The 24,230-nt window shown below is 72.7% G+C and carries 28 protein-coding genes; 16 read left to right on the top strand and 12 right to left on the bottom strand.

Annotation, left to right across the window (positions count from 1 at the left end; all coding sequences use genetic code 11):
* Window positions 1-5 precede the first annotated feature (5 nt).
* The 8 genes from RM445_RS18405 (at window position 6) to era (ending at window position 8,386) form a co-directional block, all read left to right on the top strand.
* On the top strand, window positions 6-779 hold the full coding sequence (locus RM445_RS18405; protein WP_311557846.1) for a cyclase family protein: 774 nt from the start codon (window positions 6-8) through the stop codon (window positions 777-779).
* A complete protein-coding gene (locus RM445_RS18400; protein WP_311557845.1) occupies window positions 776-2,398 on the top strand; it encodes a thiamine pyrophosphate-binding protein in 1,623 nt (540 codons plus the stop codon). Before RM445_RS18405 ends, RM445_RS18400 begins: the two co-directional genes overlap by 4 nt.
* A gap of 336 nt (window positions 2,399-2,734) precedes the next feature.
* Window positions 2,735-3,754, top strand: coding sequence for a PhoH family protein (locus RM445_RS18395; protein ID WP_311558047.1), 1,020 nt, complete (start codon window positions 2,735-2,737; stop codon window positions 3,752-3,754).
* 115 nt (window positions 3,755-3,869) lie between these two features.
* Entirely contained in the window at window positions 3,870-4,406 is a 537-nt protein-coding gene (gene ybeY / locus RM445_RS18390) for an rRNA maturation RNase YbeY (protein ID WP_311557843.1), read from the top strand.
* An 11-nt stretch (window positions 4,407-4,417) separates the two neighbouring features.
* Window positions 4,418-5,917, top strand: a complete 1,500-nt coding sequence (locus tag RM445_RS18385) for a hemolysin family protein (protein WP_311557841.1) — start codon at window positions 4,418-4,420, stop codon at window positions 5,915-5,917.
* Window positions 5,901-6,257, top strand: coding sequence for a cytidine deaminase (locus RM445_RS18380; RefSeq protein WP_311557840.1), 357 nt, complete (start codon window positions 5,901-5,903; stop codon window positions 6,255-6,257). The genes RM445_RS18385 and RM445_RS18380 overlap by 17 nt, the downstream gene beginning before the upstream one ends.
* Window positions 6,254-7,474 (top strand): L-2-hydroxyglutarate oxidase, encoded by a 1,221-nt coding sequence (gene lhgO / locus RM445_RS18375; protein ID WP_311557839.1) that lies wholly within the window; start codon window positions 6,254-6,256, stop codon window positions 7,472-7,474. The genes RM445_RS18380 and lhgO overlap by 4 nt, the downstream gene beginning before the upstream one ends.
* Window positions 7,475-8,386, top strand: a complete 912-nt coding sequence (era, locus tag RM445_RS18370; RefSeq protein ID WP_311557837.1) for a GTPase Era — start codon at window positions 7,475-7,477, stop codon at window positions 8,384-8,386.
* A gap of 121 nt (window positions 8,387-8,507) precedes the next feature.
* Here the strand turns inward: era and RM445_RS18365 are convergent, their stop codons facing one another.
* Complete coding sequence (locus RM445_RS18365; RefSeq protein ID WP_311557836.1) at window positions 8,508-9,338, bottom strand: HugZ family pyridoxamine 5'-phosphate oxidase; 831 nt, start codon at window positions 9,336-9,338, stop codon at window positions 8,508-8,510.
* 92 nt (window positions 9,339-9,430) lie between these two features.
* Between RM445_RS18365 and recO the strand changes: the two genes are divergently transcribed.
* The 3 genes from recO to RM445_RS18350 are packed head-to-tail and all read left to right on the top strand — an operon-like array spanning window position 9,431 to window position 11,451.
* Window positions 9,431-10,231, top strand: coding sequence for a DNA repair protein RecO (gene recO, locus RM445_RS18360; RefSeq protein ID WP_311557835.1), 801 nt, complete (start codon window positions 9,431-9,433; stop codon window positions 10,229-10,231).
* A gap of 39 nt (window positions 10,232-10,270) precedes the next feature.
* Window positions 10,271-11,065 (top strand): isoprenyl transferase, encoded by a 795-nt coding sequence (locus tag RM445_RS18355; RefSeq protein WP_311557833.1) that lies wholly within the window; start codon window positions 10,271-10,273, stop codon window positions 11,063-11,065.
* Window positions 11,062-11,451, top strand: coding sequence for a hypothetical protein (locus RM445_RS18350; RefSeq protein ID WP_311557832.1), 390 nt, complete (start codon window positions 11,062-11,064; stop codon window positions 11,449-11,451). The genes RM445_RS18355 and RM445_RS18350 overlap by 4 nt, the downstream gene beginning before the upstream one ends.
* Here RM445_RS18350 and RM445_RS18345 read toward each other — a convergent pair.
* Window positions 11,438-12,118: a winged helix-turn-helix transcriptional regulator gene (locus tag RM445_RS18345; RefSeq protein WP_311557831.1), complete on the bottom strand. Its 681-nt coding sequence runs from the start codon at window positions 12,116-12,118 to the stop codon at window positions 11,438-11,440. The genes RM445_RS18350 and RM445_RS18345 overlap by 14 nt on opposite strands.
* A 75-nt stretch (window positions 12,119-12,193) precedes the next feature.
* Between RM445_RS18345 and RM445_RS18340 the strand changes: the two genes are divergently transcribed.
* A complete protein-coding gene (locus RM445_RS18340; protein WP_311557830.1) occupies window positions 12,194-13,036 on the top strand; it encodes a class I SAM-dependent methyltransferase in 843 nt (280 codons plus the stop codon).
* Here RM445_RS18340 and RM445_RS18335 read toward each other — a convergent pair.
* From RM445_RS18335 to RM445_RS18325, 3 genes are read right to left on the bottom strand one after another with little or no spacing between them, the layout of a single operon-like run.
* The gene (locus RM445_RS18335; protein WP_311557829.1) at window positions 12,996-13,589 is read right to left on the bottom strand and encodes a hypothetical protein; all 594 of its coding nucleotides are present in this window, start codon (window positions 13,587-13,589) and stop codon (window positions 12,996-12,998) included. The genes RM445_RS18340 and RM445_RS18335 overlap by 41 nt on opposite strands.
* 11 nt (window positions 13,590-13,600) lie before the next feature.
* The gene (locus tag RM445_RS18330; RefSeq protein WP_311557827.1) at window positions 13,601-14,044 is read right to left on the bottom strand and encodes a Fur family transcriptional regulator; all 444 of its coding nucleotides are present in this window, start codon (window positions 14,042-14,044) and stop codon (window positions 13,601-13,603) included.
* A gap of 38 nt (window positions 14,045-14,082) precedes the next feature.
* Window positions 14,083-14,469: an ArsR/SmtB family transcription factor gene (locus tag RM445_RS18325; protein ID WP_397469353.1), complete on the bottom strand. Its 387-nt coding sequence runs from the start codon at window positions 14,467-14,469 to the stop codon at window positions 14,083-14,085.
* Window positions 14,470-14,497: 28 nt separating this feature from the next.
* On the opposite strand from RM445_RS18325, the gene RM445_RS18320 reads away from it, so the two are divergent.
* On the top strand, window positions 14,498-14,848 hold the full coding sequence (locus RM445_RS18320; RefSeq protein ID WP_311557826.1) for an antibiotic biosynthesis monooxygenase family protein: 351 nt from the start codon (window positions 14,498-14,500) through the stop codon (window positions 14,846-14,848).
* A 75-nt stretch (window positions 14,849-14,923) separates the two neighbouring features.
* Entirely contained in the window at window positions 14,924-15,388 is a 465-nt protein-coding gene (locus RM445_RS18315; RefSeq protein ID WP_311557824.1) for a pyridoxamine 5'-phosphate oxidase family protein, read from the top strand.
* Window positions 15,389-15,408: 20 nt separating this feature from the next.
* Here RM445_RS18315 and RM445_RS18310 read toward each other — a convergent pair whose 3' ends face one another.
* From RM445_RS18310 to RM445_RS18290, 5 genes are all read right to left on the bottom strand, one after another.
* The gene (locus tag RM445_RS18310; protein WP_311557822.1) at window positions 15,409-16,851 is read right to left on the bottom strand and encodes a GH1 family beta-glucosidase; all 1,443 of its coding nucleotides are present in this window, start codon (window positions 16,849-16,851) and stop codon (window positions 15,409-15,411) included.
* Between the two features lie 4 nt (window positions 16,852-16,855).
* The gene (locus RM445_RS18305) at window positions 16,856-17,704 is read right to left on the bottom strand and encodes a carbohydrate ABC transporter permease (RefSeq protein ID WP_311557820.1); all 849 of its coding nucleotides are present in this window, start codon (window positions 17,702-17,704) and stop codon (window positions 16,856-16,858) included.
* Window positions 17,701-18,690: a carbohydrate ABC transporter permease gene (locus RM445_RS18300; protein ID WP_311557819.1), complete on the bottom strand. Its 990-nt coding sequence runs from the start codon at window positions 18,688-18,690 to the stop codon at window positions 17,701-17,703. Before RM445_RS18300 ends, RM445_RS18305 begins: the two co-directional genes overlap by 4 nt.
* Entirely contained in the window at window positions 18,690-19,976 is a 1,287-nt protein-coding gene (locus RM445_RS18295; RefSeq protein WP_311557818.1) for an ABC transporter substrate-binding protein, read from the bottom strand. The genes RM445_RS18300 and RM445_RS18295 overlap by 1 nt, the downstream gene beginning before the upstream one ends.
* Window positions 19,977-20,060: 84 nt before the next feature.
* Window positions 20,061-21,089: a LacI family DNA-binding transcriptional regulator gene (locus RM445_RS18290; protein ID WP_311557816.1), complete on the bottom strand. Its 1,029-nt coding sequence runs from the start codon at window positions 21,087-21,089 to the stop codon at window positions 20,061-20,063.
* A 209-nt stretch (window positions 21,090-21,298) separates the two neighbouring features.
* Between RM445_RS18290 and RM445_RS18285 the strand changes: the two genes are divergently transcribed.
* Window positions 21,299-22,222: a hypothetical protein gene (locus RM445_RS18285; RefSeq protein WP_311557815.1), complete on the top strand. Its 924-nt coding sequence runs from the start codon at window positions 21,299-21,301 to the stop codon at window positions 22,220-22,222.
* A 91-nt stretch (window positions 22,223-22,313) separates the two neighbouring features.
* Here the strand turns inward: RM445_RS18285 and RM445_RS18280 are convergent, their stop codons facing one another.
* On the bottom strand, window positions 22,314-22,736 hold the full coding sequence (locus RM445_RS18280; protein ID WP_311557813.1) for a VOC family protein: 423 nt from the start codon (window positions 22,734-22,736) through the stop codon (window positions 22,314-22,316).
* The gene (locus RM445_RS18275; protein ID WP_311557812.1) at window positions 22,733-23,575 is read right to left on the bottom strand and encodes an AraC family transcriptional regulator; all 843 of its coding nucleotides are present in this window, start codon (window positions 23,573-23,575) and stop codon (window positions 22,733-22,735) included. The genes RM445_RS18280 and RM445_RS18275 overlap by 4 nt, the downstream gene beginning before the upstream one ends.
* Before the next feature lie 98 nt (window positions 23,576-23,673).
* Here RM445_RS18275 and RM445_RS18270 point away from each other — a divergent pair, with 98 nt between their 5' ends.
* Window positions 23,674-24,210: a DUF3558 family protein gene (locus RM445_RS18270; protein ID WP_311557811.1), complete on the top strand. Its 537-nt coding sequence runs from the start codon at window positions 23,674-23,676 to the stop codon at window positions 24,208-24,210.
* The last annotated feature ends 20 nt before the right edge of the window (window positions 24,211-24,230 follow it).

Here is a 24,230-nt window from a genome sequence, read left to right as displayed (position 1 = left end):
CTCCCATGCCCGTGTTGGCCGACCTGCTGGACGCGCTGCGCACCGGCCGCGTCGAGGTCGTCGACCTCACCGCGCCCCTGCACAGCGGCACGCCGATCCTGCAGCTGCCGCCGCCGTTCGCCAACGCGTCGCCGTTCGCCCTGACCGAGATCAGCAACTTCGACGAGCGCGGCCCCGCCTGGTACTGGAACGACATCTCCACCAGCGAGCACACCGGCACCCACTTCGACGCGCCCAACCACTGGATCACCGGGCGCGGCGGCGAGGACATCTCGCAGGTCCCGGTGGCCAAGCTCGTGGCGCCCGCCGCGGTGCTCGACTTCTCCGCGGAGAGCGCGAAGGACCCCGACTTCCTGCTGGAGGTCGAGCACGTCCGCGCCTGGGAGGCCGAGCACGGGCCGCTGCCCGAGGGCGGCTGGCTGTTCTACCGCACGGGCTGGGACGCCCGCAGCGAAGACGCCGCCGCCTTCCTGAACGCGAACGAGACCGGTCCGCACACCCCGGGCGTCTCGGTCGAGTGCGCGAAGTGGCTGGCCGAGGAGGCACCGGTGATCGGGGTCGGCGTCGAGACCGTCGGGACGGACGCGGGTACCGCGCACTCGTTCGACCCCGCCTTCCCGTGCCACTCCTACGTGCTCGGCGCCGGCAAGTACGGGCTCACCCAGCTGCAGAACCTCGCGCGGCTGCCCGCGACGGGTGCGGTCGTGATCGCCGGGCCGCTGCCGATCGTCTCGGGATCCGGCAGCCCGGCGCGGGTGCTGGCGCTGGTCGAGAGGTGACGGTCGCGGAGTTCGTCGGCACGGCACTGGCCCGGCTCGGCGTCGGGCACGCGTTCGGCGTCGTGGGCAGCGGCAACTTCCACGTCACGAACGCGCTGCGCGGCGCCGGGGTCCCGTTCGTCGCGGCCCGGCACGAGGGCGGCGCCGCGACGATGGCCGACGCCTGGGCGCGGACGACCGGCCGGCCCGCGGTGCTGACGGTGCACCAGGGCTGCGGGCTGACCAACGCCATGACCGGCATCGCCGAGGCCGCGAAGAGCCGCACCCCGCTGCTCGTGCTCGCCGCCGAGACCGGAGCGGCCGCCGTCCGCTCGAACTTCCGCATCGACCAGGACGCGCTGGCCACGGCCGTCGGCGCGGTCGCGGATCGGGTGCACACGCCGGAGTCGGCGTCCGCGGACGTCGTCCGGGCCTACCGGACGGCTGTCGAGCAGCGGCGCACGGTGGTGCTCAACCTGCCTCTCGACGTGCAGGCCGCCGCCGTCCCAGAGGCCTGGCTGCCTGCGGTTCCCGTGCTGGCGCCGGTCCGGCCGGCGGCCGGAGCGGTCGACGAGCTGGCCGCCCTGATCGCGGCCGCGGAGCGCCCGGTGTTCGTCGCCGGTCGCGGCGCGCGCGGGGCCGGCCGTGAGTTGCGGGCGCTCGGCGCGGCGTCCGGTGCCCTGCTCGCGACGTCGGCCGTCGCCCACGGACTGTTCGTGGGCGACGAGTTCGCGCTCGGCATCTCCGGCGGGTTCGCCTCGCCACTGGCCGCCGAGCTGATCCGGGACGCGGACCTGGTGGTCGGCTGGGGCTGCGCGTTGAACATGTGGACGACCCGGCACGGCACGTTGCTCGGCCCGGCCGCCGGGGTGGTGCAGGTCGATCTCGAGGCGGACGCGATCGGGATGCACCGGCCGGTCGACCTGGGTGTGGTCGGCGACGTCGCAGCCACGGCGACGGACGTCCTGGCCACGGTGGCTCCGCGGACCGGGTACCGGACCGACGCCGTCCGGACCGCGATCGCCACCCGGAGCCGCTGGCGGGACGTCCCGTACGACGACCTGACCGACGCCGCGGGCATCGACCCGCGGACGCTCTCGATCGGCCTCGACGACGTGCTGCCCCGCGAGCGCACCGTCGCCGTCGACTCCGGCAACTTCATGGGCTACCCGAGCGCCTACCTCGCGGTGCCCGACGAGGCGGGGTTCTGCTTCACGCAGGCGTTCCAGTCGATCGGGCTGGGCCTGGCCACGGGGATCGGCGCGGCGCTGGCGCGCCCGGACCGGCTTGCCGTCGCCGCGTTGGGGGATGGTGGCGCGCTGATGGCCGCCGCCGAGCTGGAGACCGTGGCGCGGCTGGGGCTCCCGATGGTCGTGGTCGTCTACGACGACCACGGCTACGGCGCCGAGGTGCACCACTTCCCGGACGCGGACCACACCACGGTCACCTTCCCCGACGTCGATCTCGCGGCGGTGGCACGCGGATACGGGTTCGAGGCGGTGACGATCCGGACGCCGGGTGACCTCAAGAGCGTCGCCGACTGGGTGGCGGGCCCGCGCCGGGCGCCGCTGCTCGTGCACGCCCCGATCGCCTCCGACGGCGGGTCGTGGTGGCTCGCCGAGGCGTTCCGTGGGCACTGAGCTTGGGGGACTGAGGTGGGTGAGCTGATCGTGCGGGGAGGAACGCCGGGAGGCCCGGGCTCGTGTGGGGCCGCACGATCAGCCTGGCTGATCATGCGGCGGCGATCCGGCCCGAAGCGGCCCGGATCCGGCCCGCACGATCAACCGAGCTGATCGTCGGGCTCCGGTCCCCGGGGGGCAGCACGGGCCCGCCACCGTCCGCCCGGCGCGAAATCCGGGCGACTGTCGGACCCCGGCGGTAGGATCGAAATTGCACAGTGGCCGCGGACGAGCGGTCGCACCGAGCAGGAAGCAGCGCTCTTGACGGACTTGACGCCGGCCCCCGCCCGGTCCCGCATGGCCGTTCCCGACACCGCGCTGCTGGCGCTGCTCGGCTCTCGCGACGAGAGCCTGCGCGCCGCCGAGGACCTGCTCGACGCGGACGTGCATGTCCGCGGCAACGAGCTCACTCTCTCCGGCGCGCCCGCCGAGGTCGCGTTCGCCGAGCGCGTGTTCGGTGAGCTGATCTCCCTCGCCCAGCGCGGGCAGCACGTCGGCACGGACACCGTCCGCCGCACCGTGGAGATGCTGTCGGACTCGAGCAACGTCACGCGGATCGGAGAGTCTCCCGCCGAGGTGCTGAGCCTCGACATCCTCTCGCGTCGCGGGAAGACCATCCGGCCGAAGACGCTGAACCAGAAGCGCTACGTCGACGCGATCGACGCGAACACGATCGTGTTCGGCATCGGTCCCGCCGGTACCGGCAAGACGTACCTGGCCATGGCCAAGGCCGTACAGGCGCTGCAGGGCAAGCTGGTCAGCCGGATCATCCTCACCCGGCCCGCGGTCGAGGCGGGCGAGCGGCTGGGCTACCTGCCGGGCACGCTCAACGAGAAGATCGACCCGTATCTGCGCCCGCTGTACGACGCGCTGCACGACATGATGGATCCCGAGTCCATTCCGAAACTGATGGCGGCGGGAACGATCGAAGTCGCGCCCTTGGCGTACATGCGCGGCCGCACACTGAACGATGCCTTCATCATTCTCGACGAGGCGCAGAACACCACGCCCGAGCAGATGAAGATGTTCCTCACCCGGCTCGGGTTCGGGAGCAAGATCGTCGTCACCGGCGACGTCACGCAGATCGACCTGCCCGGGAGCACCCGCTCGGGGTTGCAGGTGGTGCGCGACATCCTCGACGGGATCGACGACGTCCACTTCTCCTACCTCACGAGCACGGACGTCGTGCGGCACCGGCTGGTGAGCGACATCGTCGACGCCTACGCCCGGTTCGACTCCACGGCCGAGCGGCACACCCTCACGGCCGCGCCGCGCACCGGCCCGCCGCAGGACCGCACCCGCGTCCGCCGCCGCTGACCCGGTCCGCTTTTGTACGACCGGCCCGTTCGTCCAAACCTGGGCGACGAACGGGCCGCTCGTCGGGTGGCTGCCTGCGCGTACGACGCATCAGCGAGGCCCGTAGGCTGGTCGGGTGAGCATCGAGGTCGCCAACGAGTCCGGCGTCGCCGTCGACGAGTCGGCGCTCGCCTCCGTCGCGCAGCACGTGCTCGCCGCCATGCAGGTGAACCCCGCCGCCGAGCTGTCGGTCATGGTCGTGACCACCGAGGTGATGACCGAGCTGCACGAGCGGTGGATGGACGAGCCCGGGCCCACGGACGTCATGGCGTTTCCGATGGACGAGCTGGTCGACGAGTCGCGCCGGCCGGACGCACCCGAGATCGGGCCCGCACTGCTCGGCGACGTGGTGCTCTGCCCGGCGTTCGCCGCCGCGCAGGCCCGTAAGGCCGGCCACGGCCTCGCCGACGAGCTGGCGCTGCTCACCGTGCACGGTGTGCTGCACCTGCTCGGCTACGACCACGCCGAGCCCGAGCAGGAGCGCGAGATGTTCAGCCTGCAGAACGCGCTGCTCGCCGAATGGCAGGCCGCCCGGCACGAGGCCGCCACGCGGGAGGCGCAACGCCGCCACGACTCGCGGCTGCTCGGCACGGTCGGCCTCGAAGACTCCTGACGCCTGATCCGATGAGCCCGGTCGCACTGATAATCATTGCCGCGCTGCTGGTCCCGCTCGCGGGCCTGTTCGCCGCGGCGGACGCCGCCCTGAACTCCGTGTCGCGCGCCCGGGTCGAGGCCCTGGTCCGTGAGGGGCGCGCCGGCGCCCGCGCGCTGGCCGCCGTCGTCGCGGACCGCCCCCGCCACGTCAACCTGCTCCTCCTGCTGCGGCTGGTGGCCGAGACCTCGGCGACGGTGCTGCTCACGGTCGCGCTCGCCCGGCTGATCACTCCCGTGTGGGCGGGGATCCTCACGGCAGGCGCGATCATGGTCGTGGTCAGCTACGTCCTGATCGGCGTCGGCCCGCGCACGCTCGGCCGCCAGCACCCGTACGAGCTGGGCGTCGCGATCGCGGCGCCGATCCGCGCGCTCGCGACGCTGCTGGGCCCGCTGACCAAGCTGCTGATCCTGATCGGCAACGCGGTGACGCCCGGCAAGGGCTTCCGTCAGGGCCCGTTCTCCTCCGAGGTCGAGCTCCGCGAGCTGGTCGACATGGCCAGCACCAGCGGCGTCGTCGACGAGACCGAGCGCAAGATGATCCACTCGGTGTTCGAGCTGGGCGACACGCTCGTCCGCGAGGTGATGGTGCCGCGCCCGGACGTCGTGTGGGTCGAGCGCGACACGTCCGTCGACAAGGTCCTGCGGCTGGCCCTGCGCAGCGGCTACTCGCGGCTGCCGGTGCTCGGCGAGAACATCGACGACGTCATCGGCGTCGCCTACCTCAAGGACCTGGTCCGGGCCCAGAGCGAGCAAGTCCAGAACGGCGACCCGGCCGCCGTGCTGACCGCCGTCATGCGCCCCGCGGTGTTCGTCCCCGACAGCAAGCGGATCGACGAGCTCCTCAAGGAGATGCAGCGCACCCGCAACCACATGGCGATCGTGGTCGACGAGTACGGCGGCACCGCCGGGGTCGTCACCATCGAAGACATCCTCGAGGAGATCGTCGGGGAGATCACCGACGAGTACGACGCCGACGAGGTGCCCGACGTCGCTCGGCTGGACGACGGCAGGCTCCGGGTCGCGGCGCGGCTGCCGGTCGAAGACCTGCAGGAGCTCGACGGCCTGTTCCCCGACGGCGGCGACTACGACGAGGGCCCCGCCGCGGAGCTGCGGGCCGTGCTGGAGGAGGCGAACGTCGACACGCTCGGCGGCCTGCTCGCCCAGCAGCTCGGCCGGGTGCCGCTGCCGGGTGCGGAGGTCGGCGTCGCCGGGCTGCACCTGCTGGCCGAGGGTGGGAAGGACGCCCGCGGGCGGGTGCGGATCACGACGGTGCTGATCACCCCGGTGCACGACGTCGACGAGGGCAACGACGACGGAGCCGACGCTGCCCCGGACACCGCGTTCGCTCCGTCGGACCCGATCGACGAGCTCGACACCCCCACCAACGGCCGGTCCACGGGCAGCACTCGAGACGACACCGCCGGTGCGTACGCCGGGCGGCTGGAGGAGGACGATGTCCGGCGCGGCTGAGCTCGACCCCGAAGACGCCAAGATCGTGACGCTGGCCCGCTCGGCCCGCGCCCGCACCGGTGCCGCCGAGGGAGCCGCTGTGCGCGACACGGACGGGCGCACCTACGTGGCCGCCTCCGTCGCCCTGCCCTCGCTGTCGCTGACGGCACTGCAGGCGGCGGTCGCGGCGGCGGTGTCCAGCGGCGCTCCGGGCCTGGAGGCGGCCGCGGTCGTGACGGGCGCGGATGGCGTCGACGAGGCCTCGCTGGCCGCCGTCCGCGACCTCGCGCCGTCCGCCCCCGTGCTGCACGCCGACGCGACCGGTGCCGTCCGCGCCGTGCTGGCGCCGGAGGCCTCATGACCACCCCGCGGTACGACGTGGTCGTCGTCGGCGGCGGCATCGTCGGCCTCGCCACGGCGCACGCGGTCGCGCGGACCGGCCGCTCGGTCGCCGTCGTCGAGCGCGAACCGCGGCTCGCGGCCCACCAGACGGGCAACAACTCCAACGTCATCCATTCCGGGCTCTACTACGCCCCGGGTGGCTACAAGGCCCGCCTCGCCGTCGCCGGCTGCGCCGAGACCGTCGCCTTCTGCCGCGCCCACGACCTGCCGCACGAGGTCACCGGCAAGCTCGTCGTCGCCACCGAGCCCGACGAGCTGCCGCGCCTCGCCGACCTCAAGCGGCGCGGCGACGCGAACGGCGTCGAGAACCACGAGCTGGACCAGGCCGGGATGCGTGCGCACGAGCCGCACGTCCGGGGGATCGCGGCCCTGTTCGTGCCCTCGACCGGGATCACCGACTACCGGGCGATCGCGGAGAAGCTCGGCGAGCTCGTGGAGAAGGACGGCGGCGAGATCCACCTCGGGCGGGCGGTCCGCAGCGTCGTGCGGCGCCGCGCCGACGTCGTGGTCCGCACGGACGGCGGCGACCTCCTCGGCACCCAGGTCGTGGTCTGCGCCGGACTGCGTTGCGACGAGCTGGCCAGGGCGTCCGGTGCCGATCCCGGCGTGCGGGTCATCCCGTTCCGCGGCGAGTACTCCGGCCTGGGCGAGCGCGCCGCCGGGCTCGTCAAGGGGCTGATCTACCCTGTGCCGGACCCGGCGTTCCCGTTCCTCGGCGTGCACGCGACCCGGGGCATCGACGGCAGCGTCCACGCCGGCCCGAACGCCGTGCTCGCGCTGGCCCGCGAGGGCTACTCGTGGGGCGCAGTCAAGCCCAAGGAGCTGCTCGGCACGCTGGCCTACCCCGGCATGCTGCGGCTGGCGCGGAAGCATTGGCGCTACGGGCTCGGTGAGATGCACCGGTCGCTGTCCCGCGAGGCGATGGTCCGCCAGATCCAACGGCTGCTGCCCGACGTCCGCGCCGACGACCTGCATCCGGCCGGCGCCGGGGTGCGGGCCCAGGCAGTGCGGGCGGACGGCACGCTGGTCGACGACTTCCTGTTCGTCGCCCAAGGCGCCGGTACCGGCGCGGTGCTGCACGTGCTCAACGCTCCGTCACCCGCCGCGACCGCGGCACTCCCGATCGGGCGCGAGATCCTCGAGACGCTCACCGGCGAGAAATTGGGGCCCCTGTAGATGTTCGCCGATGTTCCCGACGACTTCCGCTCGGGCTTCGCCTGTTTCGTCGGCCGCCCGAACGCCGGCAAGTCGACGCTGACGAACGCGCTGATCGGGCAGAAGGTCGCGATCACCTCGAGCCGGCCGCAGACCACCCGGCACGCGATCCGGGGCATCCTGCACCGCCCCGACGCGCAGCTGATCGTGATCGACACTCCGGGCCTGCACAAGCCGCGCACGCTGCTCGGCAGCCGTCTCAACGACATCGTGCGCGAGACCTGGGCCGAGGTCGACGTGATCGGGTTCTGCGTGCCGGCGGACCAGCCGGTGGGCCGTGGCGACGAGTTCATCGTCTCCGAGCTGCGTTCCGTGGCCGGTCGCACCCCGATCCTGGGCGTCGTCACCAAGACCGACCTGGCCCGTCCGGAGCAGGTCGCGGAGCGGCTCACCCAGCTCAGTGGGCTGATGGAGTTCGCGGACGTCGTGCCGTGCTCCGCCGTCGACGGCTTCCAGGTCGGGCTGCTGGCCGACCTGCTCGTCGGTCGCCTCCCCGAGGGCCCGCCGCTGTACCCGGACGGCGAGCTGACCGACGAGCCGGAGGAGACCCTCGTCGCGGAGCTGGTCCGCGAGGCCGCGCTGGAGGGCGTGCGCGACGAGCTGCCGCACTCGATCGCCGTGGTCGTGCAGGAGATGCTCCCGCACGAGGGTCGCGACGACATGATCGACGTGCACGCGACCGTCTACGTGGAGCGGTCGAGCCAGAAGGGCATCGTCATCGGGCACCGCGGCGAGCGGCTGCGCGCGGTGGGCACCGCGGCGCGGCGCCAGATCGAGGCGTTGCTGGGCACGAAGGTGTACCTGGACCTGCACGTGACGGTGGCGAAGGACTGGCAGCGCGACCCGCGCCAGCTGCGCAAACTCGGCTTCTGACGCCCGCCGGCCGTCGCCCGCTGTTGTTGCCGCACGATCAACCGAGCTGATCGTGTGGGCGGTACGACCCCCGATTCGCCCCGGATCGCCGCCGGACGATCAGCCCGGCTGATCGTGCGCGTCAATCCGCCGCGCGCGCCCCCCGCAACAGCGCGATCGTCGCCGCGCGCACCTCGCCGACCGTGTCGACGCGCCGTCCCCACGGGATCCGGACCGCCTTCCGCTCGTCCGTGCCCGGACCCGCGGCGAGCATCGTGAACCCGTAGCGGTCGACGCCGACCATCTCGGCCCGCTCCGTCGCCGGCTGCCCGCCGAACACGCGGCAGTAGGCGACGAGCGCGTCCGCGTGGTCGTCGTTCATGTGCCCGACGATCCCCGCGACGTGTGGTCGCAGCGGATCCGGCTCGGCCGACGCGTGGTCGTCCGCCGACACCCAGCTCATCCGGCCGAACCCGCCCACGTACCGGACCGAGGAGACCTCGAGCCGGTAGAGGCGGAAGTCGTCGAACGCGGCGTAGAAGGCGTCGGGGTGCCGCTCGCGGTAGGTGTGCAGCGCCGCCTCGCGGGCGTCGTCGCGCAGCTCGACGACGGACCCGAGGACGGTGACCCGGGCCAGCGCGAGCGGGTCGCCCGGTCCTGTTTCGTAGGCCATCAGCGACGACCGCGGGTCGGCGGCCAGGTTGCGGCTGTGCTCGGCCAGGTCGGACAGGCACAGGAGCGGCTGTCCGGCGTCGTCGACGGCGTAGGCGACCAGCGAGCCGAACGGGAACCCGCCCTCGACGGCCACGGTCGCCAGCGCCCCGGTCTGCGACGCCGCAAGCAGGGTCCGTCCGCGCTCGGCGTCGGAGGGCTCGCCGCGGATTCCCGGCGTCGCCGCGAGCGTGCGGGCGGTCTCGGCGCGGGCGTGTTCTGGAACGCGATGATTGCCGTTCGCGGGGACAGCTCGGGTCACCGGGCCTCCAGGCAGAGAAGTAGGGTTACCTCACCGGGAGTGCGCGGCGCTGTCAAGGCTCTCACGCCGGGGCCGGGACGTAGGCTCTTCCCGTGACCCTGTACCGCGACACCGGCGTGGTGCTGCGGGTGCAGAAGCTCGGCGAGGCCGACCGGATCGTCACCCTTCTCACCCGTCGCCACGGCAAGGTGCGCGCCGTCGCGAAGGGAGTGCGGCGCACCCGCTCGCGGTGGGGGGCGCGGCTGGAGCCGTTCAACCACGTCGACGTGCAGTGCTACACCGGCCGCAGCCTCGACGTCGTCACCCAGGCCCAGACCGTCGACGCCTTCGGCGCGGGCATCGTCGGCGACTACGCCCGCTACACCGCGGGGTGCGCGGTGCTGGAGACCGCGGACCGCCTCGTCGCCGAGGAGGGTGAGCCTGCGCTCCGGGTGTACCTGCTGGTCGTCGGCGCGATCCGGGCCCTGGCCGACCGCGAGCGCGACCAGTCGCTGGTGCTCGACGCCTTCCTTCTCCGCGCGATGACGCACGCCGGCTGGGCCCCTGCGATCAGCGACTGCGCCCGCTGCGCCGCGCCGGGGCCGCACCGGGCGTTCAGCGTGACGGGCGGGGGAGCGGTGTGCCCGCGGTGTCGCCCGCCGGGCTCGGTGACACCGGCGCCGGAGACCTTCGGACTCCTCGACGCGCTGCTGCACGGCGACTGGACGGTGGCGGACGCGGCCGGCTCCCCGGCGCGGCGCGAGACCAGCGGGCTGGTGGCCGCGCACCTGCAGTATCACCTCGAGCGGCAGCTGCGGTCGCTGCCGCTGGTGGAGCGGCGGCCCACCCCGGCGGCACGCAGCGGCGTCGAGATCACCGCCGGCGTCGCCCCACGGCCGTCGGAACAACCCTGAGGCGACGCTCGCTGCGGTGCAGTTCGTAGGCTGGCCGACGTGCCCCCGCAACCCCCGCCGCCGCACCCCAGCGGCGCCAGGCCCCCTGCGATCCCACGCGAGCTGGTCCCGAACCACGTCGCGCTGGTCATGGACGGCAACGGACGCTGGGCCAACGCCCGCGGGCTCCCGCGGATCGAGGGGCACCGGATGGGCGAGGCGTCACTGATGGACGTCGCCCGCGGGTGCATCGACATCGGCGTCCGCTGGCTGTCGGCGTACGCGTTCTCCACGGAGAACTGGCGGCGCAGCCCGGACGAGGTCCGCTTCCTCATGGGCTTCAACCGCGACGTGATCCGCCGCCGGGTCGACGAGATGCACGCGATGGGTGTGCGCGTGCGCTGGGCCGGGCGTCGGCCGCGGCTGTGGCGCAGCGTGATCCGCGAGCTGGAGATCGCCGAGGAGAAGACGAAGCACAACGACGTGCTCAACCTGACCATGTGCGTCAACTACGGCGGACGCGCCGAGATCGTCGACGCCGTACGGCAGATCGCCCGCTTGGCCGCCGAGGGCCGCATCAACCCGGACAAGGTCGACGAGCGGGCGATCGCGCGGTACCTCGACGAGCCGGAGATGCCCGACGTCGACCTGTTCGTCCGCAGCTCCGGCGAGCAGCGGACGTCGAACTTCCTTTTGTGGCAGAGCGCGTACGCGGAGATGGTCTTCCTCGACACGCTGTTCCCCGACTTCGACCGCCGCCACCTCTGGCAGGCCGTCGAGATCTACGCGCGGCGCGACCGCCGGTTCGGCTCGGCGGTCGACAAGGCGCGCGACAAGCCCACGGAGGCCCGATGAAAGAAATGCTGGACATCGCCCGGACCGCGCTGGAGCGCTACCACGACGTCACGGTCGACGACGACGGCACGCTCACGTTCGCCCACGGCGGTGTCGTCTGCGCGGTGCAGGGCACCGAGCTGGACGAAGGGCTCCCGGTGCTCAACCTGACCTGCGTCGTCGCGTGGGACCTGCCCGCCGACGATGACGTGCCGACGCGGGTCGCGATGGGCGTCGGGGAGGGGCTCTTCGGCACCCCGCGGGTGATCCGCGGCGAGCAGGGCTGGGACGTGACGCTCCGCTATGCCTTCCCGGCGATCGGGCTGGAGGAGAAGGCGATGGGGACGCTGCTGATGCTGGTGGTCGCCAGCGCCTCGAGCATGCGCGCGGAGCTCACCGAGGCATAGGGGTGACCTCGGCGAACGGGCTCAGCCGCCCCCAGGCGGCGAGCATCCGCTCGTCCGCCGGGGTCGCGACGACATGCATCCCTGCGCGCTGCGCCTGACCGAGGGACAGGCGGCCGCAGTGCCAGGCCACCAGTGTCGCGATGTCGGCCGTGACGACGGCGTCGTCGCCGTAGCCGGGATCGGTCACGCACACCTCCCGCTCGCCGGCCGCGAGGACCAGCCACAGCCGGTTCGGGGGGCGTGAGTCTCGCACGTCGAAGCGGACCACGACCCGACGGCGGGGCAGCTCGTCGAGGTGCACCATCCGCGAGAGCATCCAGACGACCAGGTAGGGATCGTGGTGCTCCGGGAGGGTCTCCCGCCACCGAGCTCCCCACCTGCCGAGCGCGAGGCAGACCTCCGCGAGCTCCTGACCGCAGACCGTGAGCCGGTAGGTGGGGACGGCTCCGGTGAGACACCGCTCGACGACGCCGGCGCGCTCGAGGCTGCGCAACCGCTGGGCCAAAACGCTCCGCGAAAGGCCAGGAGCGCCGTCGAGGATGTCGCCAAACCGCTCGGCGCCGCCCATGAGGTTGCGCACGATGATCGGGGTCCACCGCTCCGCGAACACCTCGGCCCCGAGAGCGACGGGGCAGTACTGCCCGTATCCCTCCACGGCGTCCACCATCCTCCGCGCGATGCGGGTCCGGGAGTCCGATTTTCGAACTTCATCCGGTGCTGCGCGCCGCCGATAGTCACGGCCATGACGACGACACGGACAGCGCAGGAGCTGTGGGCACTGGGCGACTACGACCGGGTCGCGGCACTCATCGCGGACCAGGGACGTGCACTCGTGGCCGCCGCCCAGGTCGGGCCGGGAATGCGGGTGCTCGACGTCGGCGCAGGGTCCGGGTACGCGGCCCTGCCGGCGGCGGCGACCGGCGCCGAGGTGGTGGCCACCGACGTGGCCCCCGAGCTGATGGAGATCGGGAAGCAGCACGCACGCGACCGCGGCCTGACCCTGCGCTGGCAGGTGGCCGACGCGGAGAAGCTTCCGTTCGCCGACGGGGAGTTCGACGCGGTGCTGTCGTGCATCGGCGCGATGTTCGCGCCGGACCAGTCCGCGGCGGCGCGCGAGCTGCTGCGGGTCTGCCGTCCCGGTGGGACGGTCACGATGGCGAACTGGATGCCCGACGGGGCGGTCGGGCGATTCTTCCGACTCGTGAGCCGGTATCACCCCGCTTCCGGCGACGGACCGCCGCCCATCGCCTGGGGCGACCCAGAGCATGCCACCGCGTTGCTGCACGGAGCGGAGGTGCGCACCGAGCCTCGGCGGGTGCAGATCGACTTCTCCGGGCCGCCCGATGCGCTGGCCGCCCACTACCTGAGGTACTTCCCGCCGCTGGTCGCGACGGTCGCAGACCTGGACTCCACGCGTGCGGCGGAGTTCGAGCGCGAGCTGGTGGAGTTCTTCACCGACCTGGACACCGGCCCGGTCGGCGGGCCGCCGAGTTATGCCTACGAGTACCTGCTGGTGAGCGCCCGGCTGCCGGCACGGACCGCGGTCAGGCGGGCACCTGCACGTCCACCAGCGGCAGCGCGATGAGCCGCGCGGCGTCGAGGTCCTGCGCGACAAGGTGCACCTTCTGCTGCGCGGCCTGCATCCGCGCGTCCACGAGCCCGCTGAGCCCGTAGGCGATCCGGCCGAGCTGGCGGACGGTGGTGTCGTCGACCGCCGGCTGCTGTGCACCGACCACCGCGACCCCCGCCGCTCTGCCGTTGTTGCGTTGTGCGACGCCGACGGTGAACGTCTCGCGCGGGTTCGTGTGCCGCGAGGCGTAGTGGTCGCGCAGCCGCAGCAGGACGCGGTGGAAGCCGGCGACGTCGCCGTCGAGCTCCAGCTTGTCGAGGTCGTCGTCCGAGAGGATCTTCGTCCGGCCGGAGAAGCACCGCGCGTACGCGACGAGCGCACCGGTGAACAGCGCCTCCACCAGCACGGTGTCGGTCTCGGGTCGGGCGAGCGCGCCCACCAGGTGCTCGCAGCACTGCAGCGAGTACTGGAGATCGTCGAAGACGGCGGCGAGCGCGCTCAGCTCGGTCGCCTCGCTGCCGTCGAGACGGCGCACCGCGTGCGGTGCGGCGCCGTTGCTGTCCGCCACGCTCGCGGACGCTAGCCGCCTGCGCCTGTTCCCGATGACTCGTTCTGAGACACAGGCAGGACGCTGCACTCCCGGCACAGCCCGAAGATCTCCACGGTGTGGCTGAGATCGGTGTAGCCGTGCTCGTCGGCGACCCGCTGCGCCCACGTCTCGACCGCGGGGCCGGCGATCTCGACGGCCTTGCCGCACTGCCGGCACACCAGGTGGTGATGGTGGTCGTCCGTGGCGCACCGCCGGTACACGGACTCGCCGCTGCCGGTGCGCAGGACGTCGACCTCGCCCGCGTCGGCCAGCGCCTGCAGCGTCCGGTAGACCGTGGTCAGGCCGATGCCCTCGCCGACGCGGCGCAGCTCCTCGTGGATCTCCTGCGCGGACCGGAAGTCGGCCAGCCGGTCCAGCAGACCCGACACCGCCGCCCGCTGCCGGGTGGCCCGCATCGCCCGCGCCGTCGTCATTCCTGCTCAGTCATTCCTGCTCAGTCATTCCTGCTCCGTCATTCCTGCTCCTCCGCGTGCGCGAGGGCGTCGACGACGATGTGCGCGAGGTGGTCGTCGACCAGCGAGTACACGACCTCCCGGCCACGCCGCTCGCCCTGCACGACGCCCGCCGCCTTGAGCACCCGCAGGTGCTGGCTGACCAGGGGCTGGGGCACGGCCAGCGCGTCGACGAGGTCGTGCACGCAGCACGGCGCCTCGCGCAGCTCCAGCACGATGGCGATGCGCACCGGGGCGGCCAGGGCACGCAGCAGGTCGCCGGCCGCCGCGTAGGCCCGCGAGCTGCGCGCGGGCCGGACCGTCGGGCAGATCTCGCCGGGATGGTCGCAGCCCGGCTCGGCCAGCACCGCCGTCGAACGCTCGGCGGGCTGCATCACGTCACCCATCGTAGACGGAAGATGGACAGTGATAATCGTGTGCGCTTGGCTGTGCCGCGTGCTGCTCGTCTGCCGCTTCGTCGTCCCCGCCGCCGCGGAGGCGTTCCCTGCCCGGATCCGCCGGGCGTTGGAGCTGCTCACCGCCGCGCCGGGCTGCCTGGGCGGTGAGGCCGGGCGCGCGGTCGACGACCCGGACCGGTGGGTCCTGACGGTGCGGTTCGCCTCCGTCGACGCCTACCGCCGCGCGCTGAGCCCGTTCCCGGTGCGGGAGCACGTGGTGCCGCTGCTGTCGGAGGCGCTCGCAGACGAACCGGCGACGTTCGAGACGCTGGTGACGGCGTCGGCGGGGCACGCCGACGAGCTGCCGTCCCTGCGTGCCGAGAACTGACGGGTCTTTCGACTCTGGTGGGCCGCCTGCAGCACCTGCGATGGTGCTGCAAGAGCGGGTTCAAGGAGGTGCACCATGGCCGTGCCGGACACGGAGCGCGACCCGGCCCTCGTCGTGCTGCACGCCGAGGAGTGCCGCAGGCTGCTGGCGACCCGGGAGTTCGGCCGGATCGGTCTCGCAGACGGGCCGTTCCCGGTGATCCTCCCGGTCAACTACGTGCTCGACGGCGAGGCTGTCGTGATCCGCACCGACTCCGCGAAGATCACGGCGGCAGCCGACCACACCAGGGTCGCCTTCGAGGTCGACGACGTCGACCAGCACACCCGCAGCGGCTGGAGCGTGCTGGTCCAGGCGCTCGCCGAGGAGGTCACGGGTGACCGACGCAAGGAGCTGGTCGAGCGTCTGCGCACCGCGGGTGGAAACCCGTGGGCCCCGGGCGAGCACGGCCACTGGATCCGGTTGATCCCGAAGGTCGTCACCGGACGCCGGATCGTGCCGGGCCGGCTGCCCGCACCGTTCGAGCCGGGCGGGTACCTCTAGGCCATCGCACCCCGCTCACGTCACCGGACCGGCACTGCGTTCTCCTTCACCACCTGCGCGTAGAACCGTGCGCTGGCTTTCGGTGTGCGCTCCAGCGTCGCGTAGTCGACGTGCACGATCCCGAAGCGCTTCGCGTACCCCCACGCCCACTCGAAGTTGTCCAGCAGCGACCACACGCAGTAGCCCGTCACCCGCGCGCCCGCGCCGATCGCGGCGTGCACGGCGGCGAGATGCCCGCGCAGGTAGTCGATGCGGTCGTCGTCGTGCACGAGGCCGTCCGCGCCGACGACGTCGGGGAACGCCGCCCCGTTCTCGGTGACCATGAGCTCGAGGTCCGGGCGCTCCTCGGACACCCGCAGCAACAGCTCGGTCAGACCGCGCGGGTCGATGCCCCAGCCCATGTCCGTCGTCGGTCCCGACCGGGGCGGGAACTCGACGTCGTCGCAGGCGATCCACGGGGTCGCCGCGGCGTCGCCGTGACCGTCGGCGGTCTCCCGTGGCCGCTCCCGCGTCCAGTGCCGCACGTGCAGGGGGCTGTAGTAGTTGAGCCCCAGCACGTCCAGCGGCGCCGCGATCGTCTCCATGTCGCCGGGCTGCACGAACCCCCAGCCGGTGACCCCTGCCGTGTCGGCGACGACGTCGACGGGGTAGCGGCCGCGCAGGATCGGGTCGAGGAACACCCGGTTCTGCAGGCCGTCGCAGCGGCGGGCGGCGTCGAGGTCGGCCGACGAGTCGGTCTCCGGACGGACCCACGCCAGGTTGAGCGTGACCCCCACCCGCGCCTCCGGCGCAGCTTCCCGGATGGCGGCTGAGGCGAGCCCGTGGGCGAGGTTGAGGTGGTGGACGGCAGCGAGCGCGAGGACCGGGTCGGTGCGGCCCGGTGCGTGCGCGCCGCTGGCGTAGCCGAGGTAGGCGCTGCACCACGGCTCGTTCAGCGTGATGAACAGCGGCACCCGGTCGCCGAGCGCGGCGGCCACGACGCCGGCGTACTCCCCGAACCGCTCCGCGGTCGCCCGTGCCGCCCAGCCGCCCGCGTCCTCCAGGGCCTGCGGGAGGTCCCAGTGGTAGAGGGTGACGGCCGGGGTGATCCCCGCGGCCAGCAGCGTGTCGACCAGCGTCGAGTAGAACGCCAGCCCCTCGTCGTTGACGGGGCCGAGCGCGTCGGCCGTCACCTGGGGGGTGATCCGGGGCCAGGCCACCGAGAACCGGTACGACGTGAGACCCAGTGAGGCCATGAGCGCGACGTCGTCGGCGTAGCGGTGGTAGTGGTCGTCGGCGACGTCGCCGGTGTCGCCGTTCGCGACGAGGCCGGGCGTGTGCGAGAAGGTGTCCCAGATCGATGGCGTGCGCCCGCCCTCGGCGGCGGCACCCTCGATCTGGTAGGCCGCGGTCGCTGCGCCCCAGAGGAAGCCGGGAGGAAAGGACAGGACGTCGGTGGCGGCTTCCGGCGACGCAAGAGTCAACGGGTCATCCCTTCACGGCGCCGGCGATGATCCCGCCGACGATCTGGCGGCCGAGCAGCACGAACACCACGAGCACCGGCAGGGTCCCGACGAGGGTGCCCGCCATGATCACTGCGGTGTCCGGCACGTAGCCGCTGCCGAGGTTGTTGAGCGCGACCTGGACGGTCGGGTTGGTCGAGTTGAGGGTGATGACCGGCCAGAAATAGTCGTTCCAGGCGGTCATGAACGTGAGCATCCCGAGCACGGCCATGCCGGGGCGGGCGATCGGCAGCACGATGCTCCACACCGTGCGCAGCGACGTGGCCCCGTCCATCCGGGCCGCCTTGATCAGGTCGTCGGGCACCGACTGCAGCAGGTACTGCCGCATGAAGAACACACCGAACGCGGTGACCAGCGACGGCAGGACCACCGACGGGAGCGTTCCTGCCAACCCGAGGTCCGCCATGATCGAGTAGAGCGGGACGACGGACAGGCTCGTCGGGATCATCATCGTCCCGATGGTGATGCCGAACAGGACGTTGCGGCCGCGGAACCGCATCTTCGCGAAGGCGTAGCCGGCCAGCGTGCAGAACAGCACGGTCGCAACGGTGATCGTCACCGACACCAGCAGCGAGTTGACCAGTGCCAGGCCGATGCTCTGCTGGCGGATCGCCGTGAGGACGTTCGTCCACAGATCGTCGCCGGGCAGCAGCGGCGGGGGCCAGACGTTCATCTCGCTCATCGGCCGGCTGGCCGCGACGAGCATGTAGTAGAAGGGGGCCAGGAACAGCAGCGTGACGGCCCCGAGAATGAGGTAGGTCGGACGGCCTGCGGCGTCCGGGGCGCGCCGTCGGCGCGGGATGAGGAGGGTCATCGCTCGGTCCTCCGCCGGGCGACCCAAGCATTGAGCAGCACCAGCGCGATGATCAGCAGGAACATGACCCACGCGACGGTCGCCGCCCGCCCGAGCTGCCCGAACTGCCAGCCCTGCTGGTACATGAACAGGCCCAGCGTCTGATACTGGTTCGCGGGCCCGCCGTTGGCCTGGCCGCCGCCGAACAGCAGCGGCTCGCCGAAGAGCTGGCTGGCGCCGATCGTCGAGACGACGATCGTGAACAGGATCGTCGGGCGCAGACCGGGCAGCGTGACGTGTAGGAACTGCTGCCAGCGGTTCGCCCCGTCCATCGCGGCCGCCTTGTAGAGGTCGGCCGGGATCGACTGCATGCCGGCGAGGTAGATCAGCGCGTTGTAGCCGGTCCACCGCCAGATCACGATCACCGAGATGGCGATCTGGGCCGTCCAGTCGCCGTTGCGCCAGTCGACGGGGTCGATCCCGACCGCGCCGAGCAACCCGTTCACCAGGCCCGCGTCGCGGCCGAAGATCAGCGCGAAGACAAGCGTCGCGGCGGCGACGGACGTGGCGTAGGGCATCAGCATGGCGACGCGCAGGAACGTGCGGCCGCGCAGCTTGTAGTTGAGCAGGTGGGCCAGGCCGAGGGCGATGGCGAGCTGGGGAACCGTCGAGAGCACGCCGATCGTGATCGTCTTCCACAGCGCGTTGTAGAAGGACGGGTTGCTGAACAGCCAGACGTAGTTGTCCAGCCCGATCCAGCTCATCCGCGATCCGAGCCGGTAACGGTGCAGGCTGATCCACGCCGTGTAGATCAACGGGAACAGCCCGAAGGCCAGGAAGATCGCGAAGAACGGGGCGACGTAGGCGTAGGGGGCGGTACGCGCCTCCGCGGCGTGCAGCCGGGAGCGCCATGAGCGTCGGCGTGGGGCCCCGGCCGCCGGGGGGAGGGGCTCCCCGGCGGCCGGGACGTCGAGGGGCGGCGCGGCCGCCCGGGTCTCGATCAACATCAGCCGACCTGGTTGTCGATCTTCTTGCCGGCGTCGGCCCACGCGACGTCCGGTGTGGCACCGCCGGTCTCCACGGCGAGCAGGGCCTGGGTCATCGCGTTCTTCACGACACCGTCCTGCGGGCCGAGGATCTGCACGGGCGCCGACGTCGCCGACTTGGAGAAGATCTGGCCGATCGGGGCGCCGTTGAAGTACGGGTCGGTCGCGCCGGAGACCTCGGTGATGGCCTGGGTCGTCGACGGGAAGTTGCCCACCTTCGCGAAGACCTTCGCCTGTTGCTCGGGCGCGGTCAGCCAGGTGATCAGCTTCGCCGCTTCCTCCTTGTGCGGGCTGGACGCGGGGATGCCCATGTACGACCCGCCCCAGTTGCCGCCCGCGCCGCCCGGCAGGGACGTGACGTTCCACTTGCCGGCACCGGCCTCACCGGCCTTGCCCTTGATGTAGCCGATCATCCAGGACGGGCAGGCGATCGTGGCGAACCGGCCGGAGCCAAAGCCCTGGTCCCAGCCGGGGTCGAGGAACTGCTCGAGCTTGGCGGTCAGCCCTGCCTGCCCGGCCTTGGCGGCGGTGTCGAACGCCTGGCGGACGGCCGGGTTGGACGCGTAGACGAGGTTGCCCGAGGCGTCGTAGTAGATCTGCTGCTGGGTGGAGATGATCGCGTTGTAGAGGCCGCCCGCCGAGTCGTGCCAGGCGGCGCCGGCCGGTGCGGCGGCCTGGAACTTCTCGCCGAGGGCGAGGAAGCCGTTCCAGTCGGGCATCTGTGCCGAGAGCTGCGCGGGGTCGGTCGGCAGGCCGGCCTGCTGGAGGAGGTCGGAGCGGTAGCAGATGCCCATGGGGCCGATGTCGGTGCCGAGGCCGAGCACCGCGCCGTCCGGCGTGGTGGCGGCCTTCTCCTTCCAGTCGATGTAGCGGCCGACGGCGTCGTTGGCCGGGGTGTCGCGCAGGTCCGTCCACAGGTCGGCCTGGTTCTGCACGACGTCGGCGATGCGCGCGACCTCGATGCCCTGCACGTCGGCGACGCCGCTGCCCGATGCGAGCCGGGTCTGCAGGGCCGGCCAGTACTTGTCCTCGCCCTGCGTGGACTCGTACCGGATCGTGATGCCGGGGTTCGCGGCCTCGTACTCCTTGAACAGGCCGACCTCGTCGTAGCCGAAGGTTCCGAACAGGCTCACCGAGATCTCGGTCGGCGTGCCGGGTGCGGCGGGTGCGGGGTCCGACGACCCGCAGGCGGTGAGGGCGAGTGATCCGGCGAGCAGTGCGGCGGTCGCCGTGCGGCGAATGGGCATGGGCGGGGCTCCTCGACGTTGTGAGAGCGCTCTCACGAGTGGAAGCAGGGTCTCCCGGAGCGGGTCTGCTGTCAAGGGGCGCTGTCAGGCGCTCACGCGACGGACGATCTCCGTCGGCAACACCAGCGGCGGGCGCGGCGAGCGGTCGCCGACCATCTCCAGCAGCGCCGTGGCGATGGCCCGGCCCATCTCGGCCATGGGCTGGCGCACGGTCGTCAGTGGGGGAGCGGCCGCGCCGGCCAGCGGTATGTCGTCGAAACCGACCAGCGCGACGTCGTCGGGCACCCGCCGGCCGCGCTCGTTGAGCGCCTGCAGGGCACCCAGCGCCATGAGGTCGTTGGCGACGACGACGCCGTCGAGCAGCGGTTCCGCGTCGAGCAGCGCGTGCATCGCCCGGCGTCCGCCGACGACGGAGAAGTCGGCGTGGGCCACGGCGGCCGGCGTCAGGTCGAGTGCCGCGAGCTCGCAGCGGTACCCGTCGAAGCGGTCGACGGCGGCGGCCATGTCGAGCGGCCCGGTGACGGTGCCGATGCGGGTGCGGCCCGCCTCGGCGAGCAGCCGTGTCGCGGCGCGCGCGCCACCGTGGTTGTCGGCGTCGACGTATCCGACGGGCGCGGGTTCGTCGCGCGCCGTCCCCAACGGCCGGCCCTGCAGCATCACCGGCACACCGGCGTCCTGGAGCTCCCGGGGCAGCGGATCCGCGCCGTGCAGCGACACGAACGCGACGCCGTCGACGTGGCCGCCGCGGGCGAACCGGGCGAACCGCTCGCGCTCGGCGTCGTCGGTGAGCACGGCGAACACGAGTTGCACGTCGTGTGCGGCGACGGCGGCGTGCACCCCCCGCAGGACGAGGGAGAAGAACGGGTCGGCGAAGAACCGCTCCTCCGGTTCGGCCACGACGAAGGCGATCGAGTCGCTGCGGCGGGTCATCAAAGAGCGCGCGGCCCGGTTCGTGACGTACGACAGCTCGGCGGCGGCGCGCAGGACGGCGTCGCGGGCGTGGTCGCTGACCCGGGGCGACCCGGCGAGCACGCGGCCGGCGGTGGCCCGCGAGACCCCGGCGCGCGCGGCGACCGACTCGAGGGTCGGCGCCTCCCCGTGCCGTGCGGTCATTCCCACCTCCGTCCTCTGTGGGCGCACCGTACGCCGTTGCGAGCGCTCTCGTGACTCGTCGTCGCAGGGGCCTCGGTCACCTCGCAGAGCCCCCGTCGTCGTCGCAGAGATCGGCCCTGCGACGACACGGCGGGCTCTGCGCGGACGGCGCCGGCGAACTGTCCACAAGTGCGGCGGGCCATCCACAGATCGGCGCCGCCCCTCCCGACGTGCTGCGGCACACGCGACGTTCTCCGCATGGACCTCTCCGTCCCGGGCTCAACCTCCGCCGCGACCTGCTCGCCGACGGCCTCACGGACGCCGAGTTGCGCGGGCTGCGGCGGAGCGGCGTGCTGAGCACCGTCCGGCCGGGCGCCTACCTCCACGGATCCGGGCCGGACGACGCGGCGGCCTGCCACCTGCTGGAGATCCGTGCCGCACTGCCGTGCCTCGGGGTGGACACGGTGATCAGCCACACCTCCGCGGCCGTGGTGCACGGACTCCCTCTCTGGGCGGTCCGGCTGGACCGGGTGCACGCCACCCGCAGCCGCGCGTCCGGCGCGCGGCGCAGCGGTGTCGTCCACCTGCACGCGGCCGTCCTGCTCCCGGACGAGGTCACGGTCGTCGGCGGAGTCCCGGTGACGAGCATCGCCCGCACGATCGCGGACCTCGGCCGGGAGCTCCCGTTCGAGGTCGCCCTCGTCCCGGCGGACGGGGCGCTGTTCCGGAAGGTGGTCACGCCGGACGCGCTGGCCGCCGCCGTCGAGCGGGGAGCCCACCGGCCCCGCAACGGTGCCGCTCGTCGGGTCGTCGCGTTCGCCGACGCCCGAGCCGAGAGTCCGGGGGAGACGCGCAGCAGAGTCGCGATCCGGCGCGCGGGGCTGCCCGCGCCCGTCCTGCAGCACCCGGTGGATGGTGTCAGGTGCGACTTCGGCTGGGAGGAGCATCGGACCGTCGCCGAGTTCGACGGGAGGATCAAGTACGGCCGGTGCCTGCGGCCGGGTCAGGACGCCGGCGACGCGGTCTTCGAGGAGAAGCTGCGCGAAGACGCGTTGCGTGACCGCGGGCTCCAGGTGGTGCGCTGGATCTGGGCTGAGCTCGATTCGTTCGACGCCCCGGCCGCCCGCTTGCGCCGGGCGTTCGCCCGCGGTTGAGGTGATCACGCGTCCTCGCAGAGCGCGTGGCCTCCGCGCAGAGGTGATCACCTCTGCGACGAGTGCGCCGCCTCTGCGAGGACGATGTGGATCAGGACGCGCGGGGTGCGCCGCGGTAGGTGCCGAAGTACCAGCGGTTGCCCTCGGGGTCGCGGATCCCGAAGTCGCGCGACCCGTAGTCGGTGTCGTGCAGGTCGACGGTGATCTCCGCGCCGCCGGCTCGGACGCGGTCACACAGCGCGTCGGGCTCGTCGACGACGATGTAGGCGCTGCATGCACCCGGCGGGGTCGGCCCCGCCTCGCCGCCGTCGTCGCGCGCGGAGCCGAGCATGATCCCGCCGCCGAGGGGCCACGAGAGTTCGGCGTGGTGGACGACTCCACCATCTTCACCGCCCTCGCCGTACACGGCGGTCTCCTCGAACCCGACGACGTCGACGAGGAAGCGGATCAGCGCGCGGGCGTCGTTCGCGCGGAGAGTGGGCCACACGGTGGGCGGGGGTGTCTTGTCGGTCATGACGCCCAGTCTCGACCCGCCGACGCGTCCGGGGCTTGAAGATTTCCGACCTCCGCGGCGAGCCACGCGCTCGGGGCGAGCCCGGTGAACTCGACGAAGTCGCGGACGAGGTGCGACTGGTCGGCGTAGCCGCACGTCGCGGCCACGACGGCGCCGCTGCAGCCCGGGATCATCCGCCGCGCCCGGTCGAAGCGGATCACCCGCGCGGCGGCCTTCGGCGTCAGGCCGATCTCGGTGCGGAACCGCGCGGCCAGGTGGCGTTCGCTCCACCCGACCGCCCGGGCCACGTCGGCGACCCGCGCGGTCCCGTGCGAGGCGTGCAGCAGGTGCCAGGCCCGGCACACCTCGGGAGGCGGTCGCCGCGACGGGTCGAGGAGTCGGCCGAGGCCCACGTCGAGCAGCCGGAACCGTTCGGCCCAGGTCCGGGTGCCGCGCATCTGCTCGTGCAGGTCGTCGCCGAGCCGGCCGAGCAGATCCGTGGCGGGGAGGTCGAGGGCGGCCAGCTCACCGGCCGGCAACCCGAACAGTGCGCGGGTGCCGAGCGGGCTGAGCTGCAGCTGGACGCCGGACTGCGCGCCGTCGTGCTCGATGACGGCGGGCGTGGTGTGCAGACCGCCGATCATGGCTCGGTAGCTGTCGGGCGCCTGCGCCGGGTCGGGTTGCCGTGCGACGTGCAGCGGCTCGTCGAGCGTGACGATCACGGTGAGGTACGGCGACGGCAGCCCGAGGTGGCGGGCGGGCGGCACGTCGCGCTGCCGATACCCGTGGTGCTCGGCGACGACGGCGCGCAGCGGCCCCGCGGGTCGCGCGGACACCGCCTCCCACACCGGATCGGCCACGCGACCAGGATGACAGACAGAGGGGTGACGTGACGGGCCAGCATGATCCACAATGCCCTCGCGCCCACAGTGGACGCTCCGGCGCCCCAGGAGGGCTCATGCGACCGACCTCGTCGTTCCGTCTGCTGGCTTGTGCACTCGCCGTGCTCGCCCTCTCCGGGTGCGGCGGCTCCGAGGGCGGCGCGGCCGACCCCGACCTGAGCACTCAGAGCGGGGTGCTGGCCGCGGAGGCGGAGGCTCGCGGTCCGTCGACCGCCGACGCCGTCGACGCCTGTGCGTTGATCGACGAGGCGAAGGTCCGCGCCCTCATCGGCGACTTCGAGCGCACCGCGACCCCCGGTGTCACGGGGGGCGACGGCGGCGGCTGCACCTGGGAGAACAAGGCCGACTACCACTCGGTCACCGTCGACATCGGCGCCAGCGGCACTGCGGCCGGCGGCGCCCTGCCCACCGCGGACCCGGCGATGGGCACCGAGCGCACGCTGCCGGACGGCATGCGGACGTTCGGCGGTGGTCAGGTCGAGTTCGTCGCAGGCGACCGGTACTGCAGCGTGCAGGTGGCCGACGTCATCCAGGGCGACGCGGACGAGAACACGGCGATCGAGCTCGCCAAGGACGTGCAAGGCAGGTTGTAGAGGCCTGACGGGGGCGCCGG

This window comes from Pseudonocardia charpentierae, assembly GCF_031845345.1.
Classification (GTDB): Bacteria; Actinomycetota; Actinomycetes; order Mycobacteriales; family Pseudonocardiaceae; genus Pseudonocardia; species Pseudonocardia charpentierae.
The sequence above is the reverse complement of the archived record's forward strand: the minus strand, read 5'-3'. Positions and strand labels throughout refer to the sequence as shown.

Excerpts from the sequence above, each read along its gene's own strand:
- RM445_RS18405 (WP_311557846.1), top strand. The coding sequence starts at position 6 with ATGCCCGTGTTGGCCGACCTGCTGGACGCGCTGCGCACCGGCCGCGTC.
- RM445_RS18395 (WP_311558047.1), top strand. The coding sequence starts at position 2,735 with ATGGCCGTTCCCGACACCGCGCTGCTGGCGCTGCTCGGCTCTCGCGAC.
- RM445_RS18385 (WP_311557841.1), top strand. The coding sequence starts at position 4,418 with ATGAGCCCGGTCGCACTGATAATCATTGCCGCGCTGCTGGTCCCGCTC.
- RM445_RS18380 (WP_311557840.1), top strand. The coding sequence starts at position 5,901 with ATGTCCGGCGCGGCTGAGCTCGACCCCGAAGACGCCAAGATCGTGACG.
- lhgO (WP_311557839.1), top strand. The coding sequence starts at position 6,254 with ATGACCACCCCGCGGTACGACGTGGTCGTCGTCGGCGGCGGCATCGTC.
- era (WP_311557837.1), top strand. The coding sequence starts at position 7,475 with ATGTTCGCCGATGTTCCCGACGACTTCCGCTCGGGCTTCGCCTGTTTC.
- RM445_RS18350 (WP_311557832.1), top strand. The coding sequence starts at position 11,062 with ATGAAAGAAATGCTGGACATCGCCCGGACCGCGCTGGAGCGCTACCAC.
- RM445_RS18345 (WP_311557831.1), bottom strand. The coding sequence starts at position 12,118 with ATGGTGGACGCCGTGGAGGGATACGGGCAGTACTGCCCCGTCGCTCTC.
- RM445_RS18340 (WP_311557830.1), top strand. The coding sequence starts at position 12,194 with ATGACGACGACACGGACAGCGCAGGAGCTGTGGGCACTGGGCGACTAC.
- RM445_RS18330 (WP_311557827.1), bottom strand. The coding sequence starts at position 14,044 with ATGACGACGGCGCGGGCGATGCGGGCCACCCGGCAGCGGGCGGCGGTG.
- RM445_RS18325 (WP_397469353.1), bottom strand. The coding sequence starts at position 14,469 with ATGGGTGACGTGATGCAGCCCGCCGAGCGTTCGACGGCGGTGCTGGCC.
- RM445_RS18315 (WP_311557824.1), top strand. The coding sequence starts at position 14,924 with ATGGCCGTGCCGGACACGGAGCGCGACCCGGCCCTCGTCGTGCTGCAC.
- RM445_RS18305 (WP_311557820.1), bottom strand. The coding sequence starts at position 17,704 with ATGACCCTCCTCATCCCGCGCCGACGGCGCGCCCCGGACGCCGCAGGC.
- RM445_RS18300 (WP_311557819.1), bottom strand. The coding sequence starts at position 18,690 with ATGTTGATCGAGACCCGGGCGGCCGCGCCGCCCCTCGACGTCCCGGCC.
- RM445_RS18295 (WP_311557818.1), bottom strand. The coding sequence starts at position 19,976 with ATGCCCATTCGCCGCACGGCGACCGCCGCACTGCTCGCCGGATCACTC.
- RM445_RS18290 (WP_311557816.1), bottom strand. The coding sequence starts at position 21,089 with ATGACCGCACGGCACGGGGAGGCGCCGACCCTCGAGTCGGTCGCCGCG.
- RM445_RS18280 (WP_311557813.1), bottom strand. The coding sequence starts at position 22,736 with ATGACCGACAAGACACCCCCGCCCACCGTGTGGCCCACTCTCCGCGCG.
- RM445_RS18270 (WP_311557811.1), top strand. The coding sequence starts at position 23,674 with ATGCGACCGACCTCGTCGTTCCGTCTGCTGGCTTGTGCACTCGCCGTG.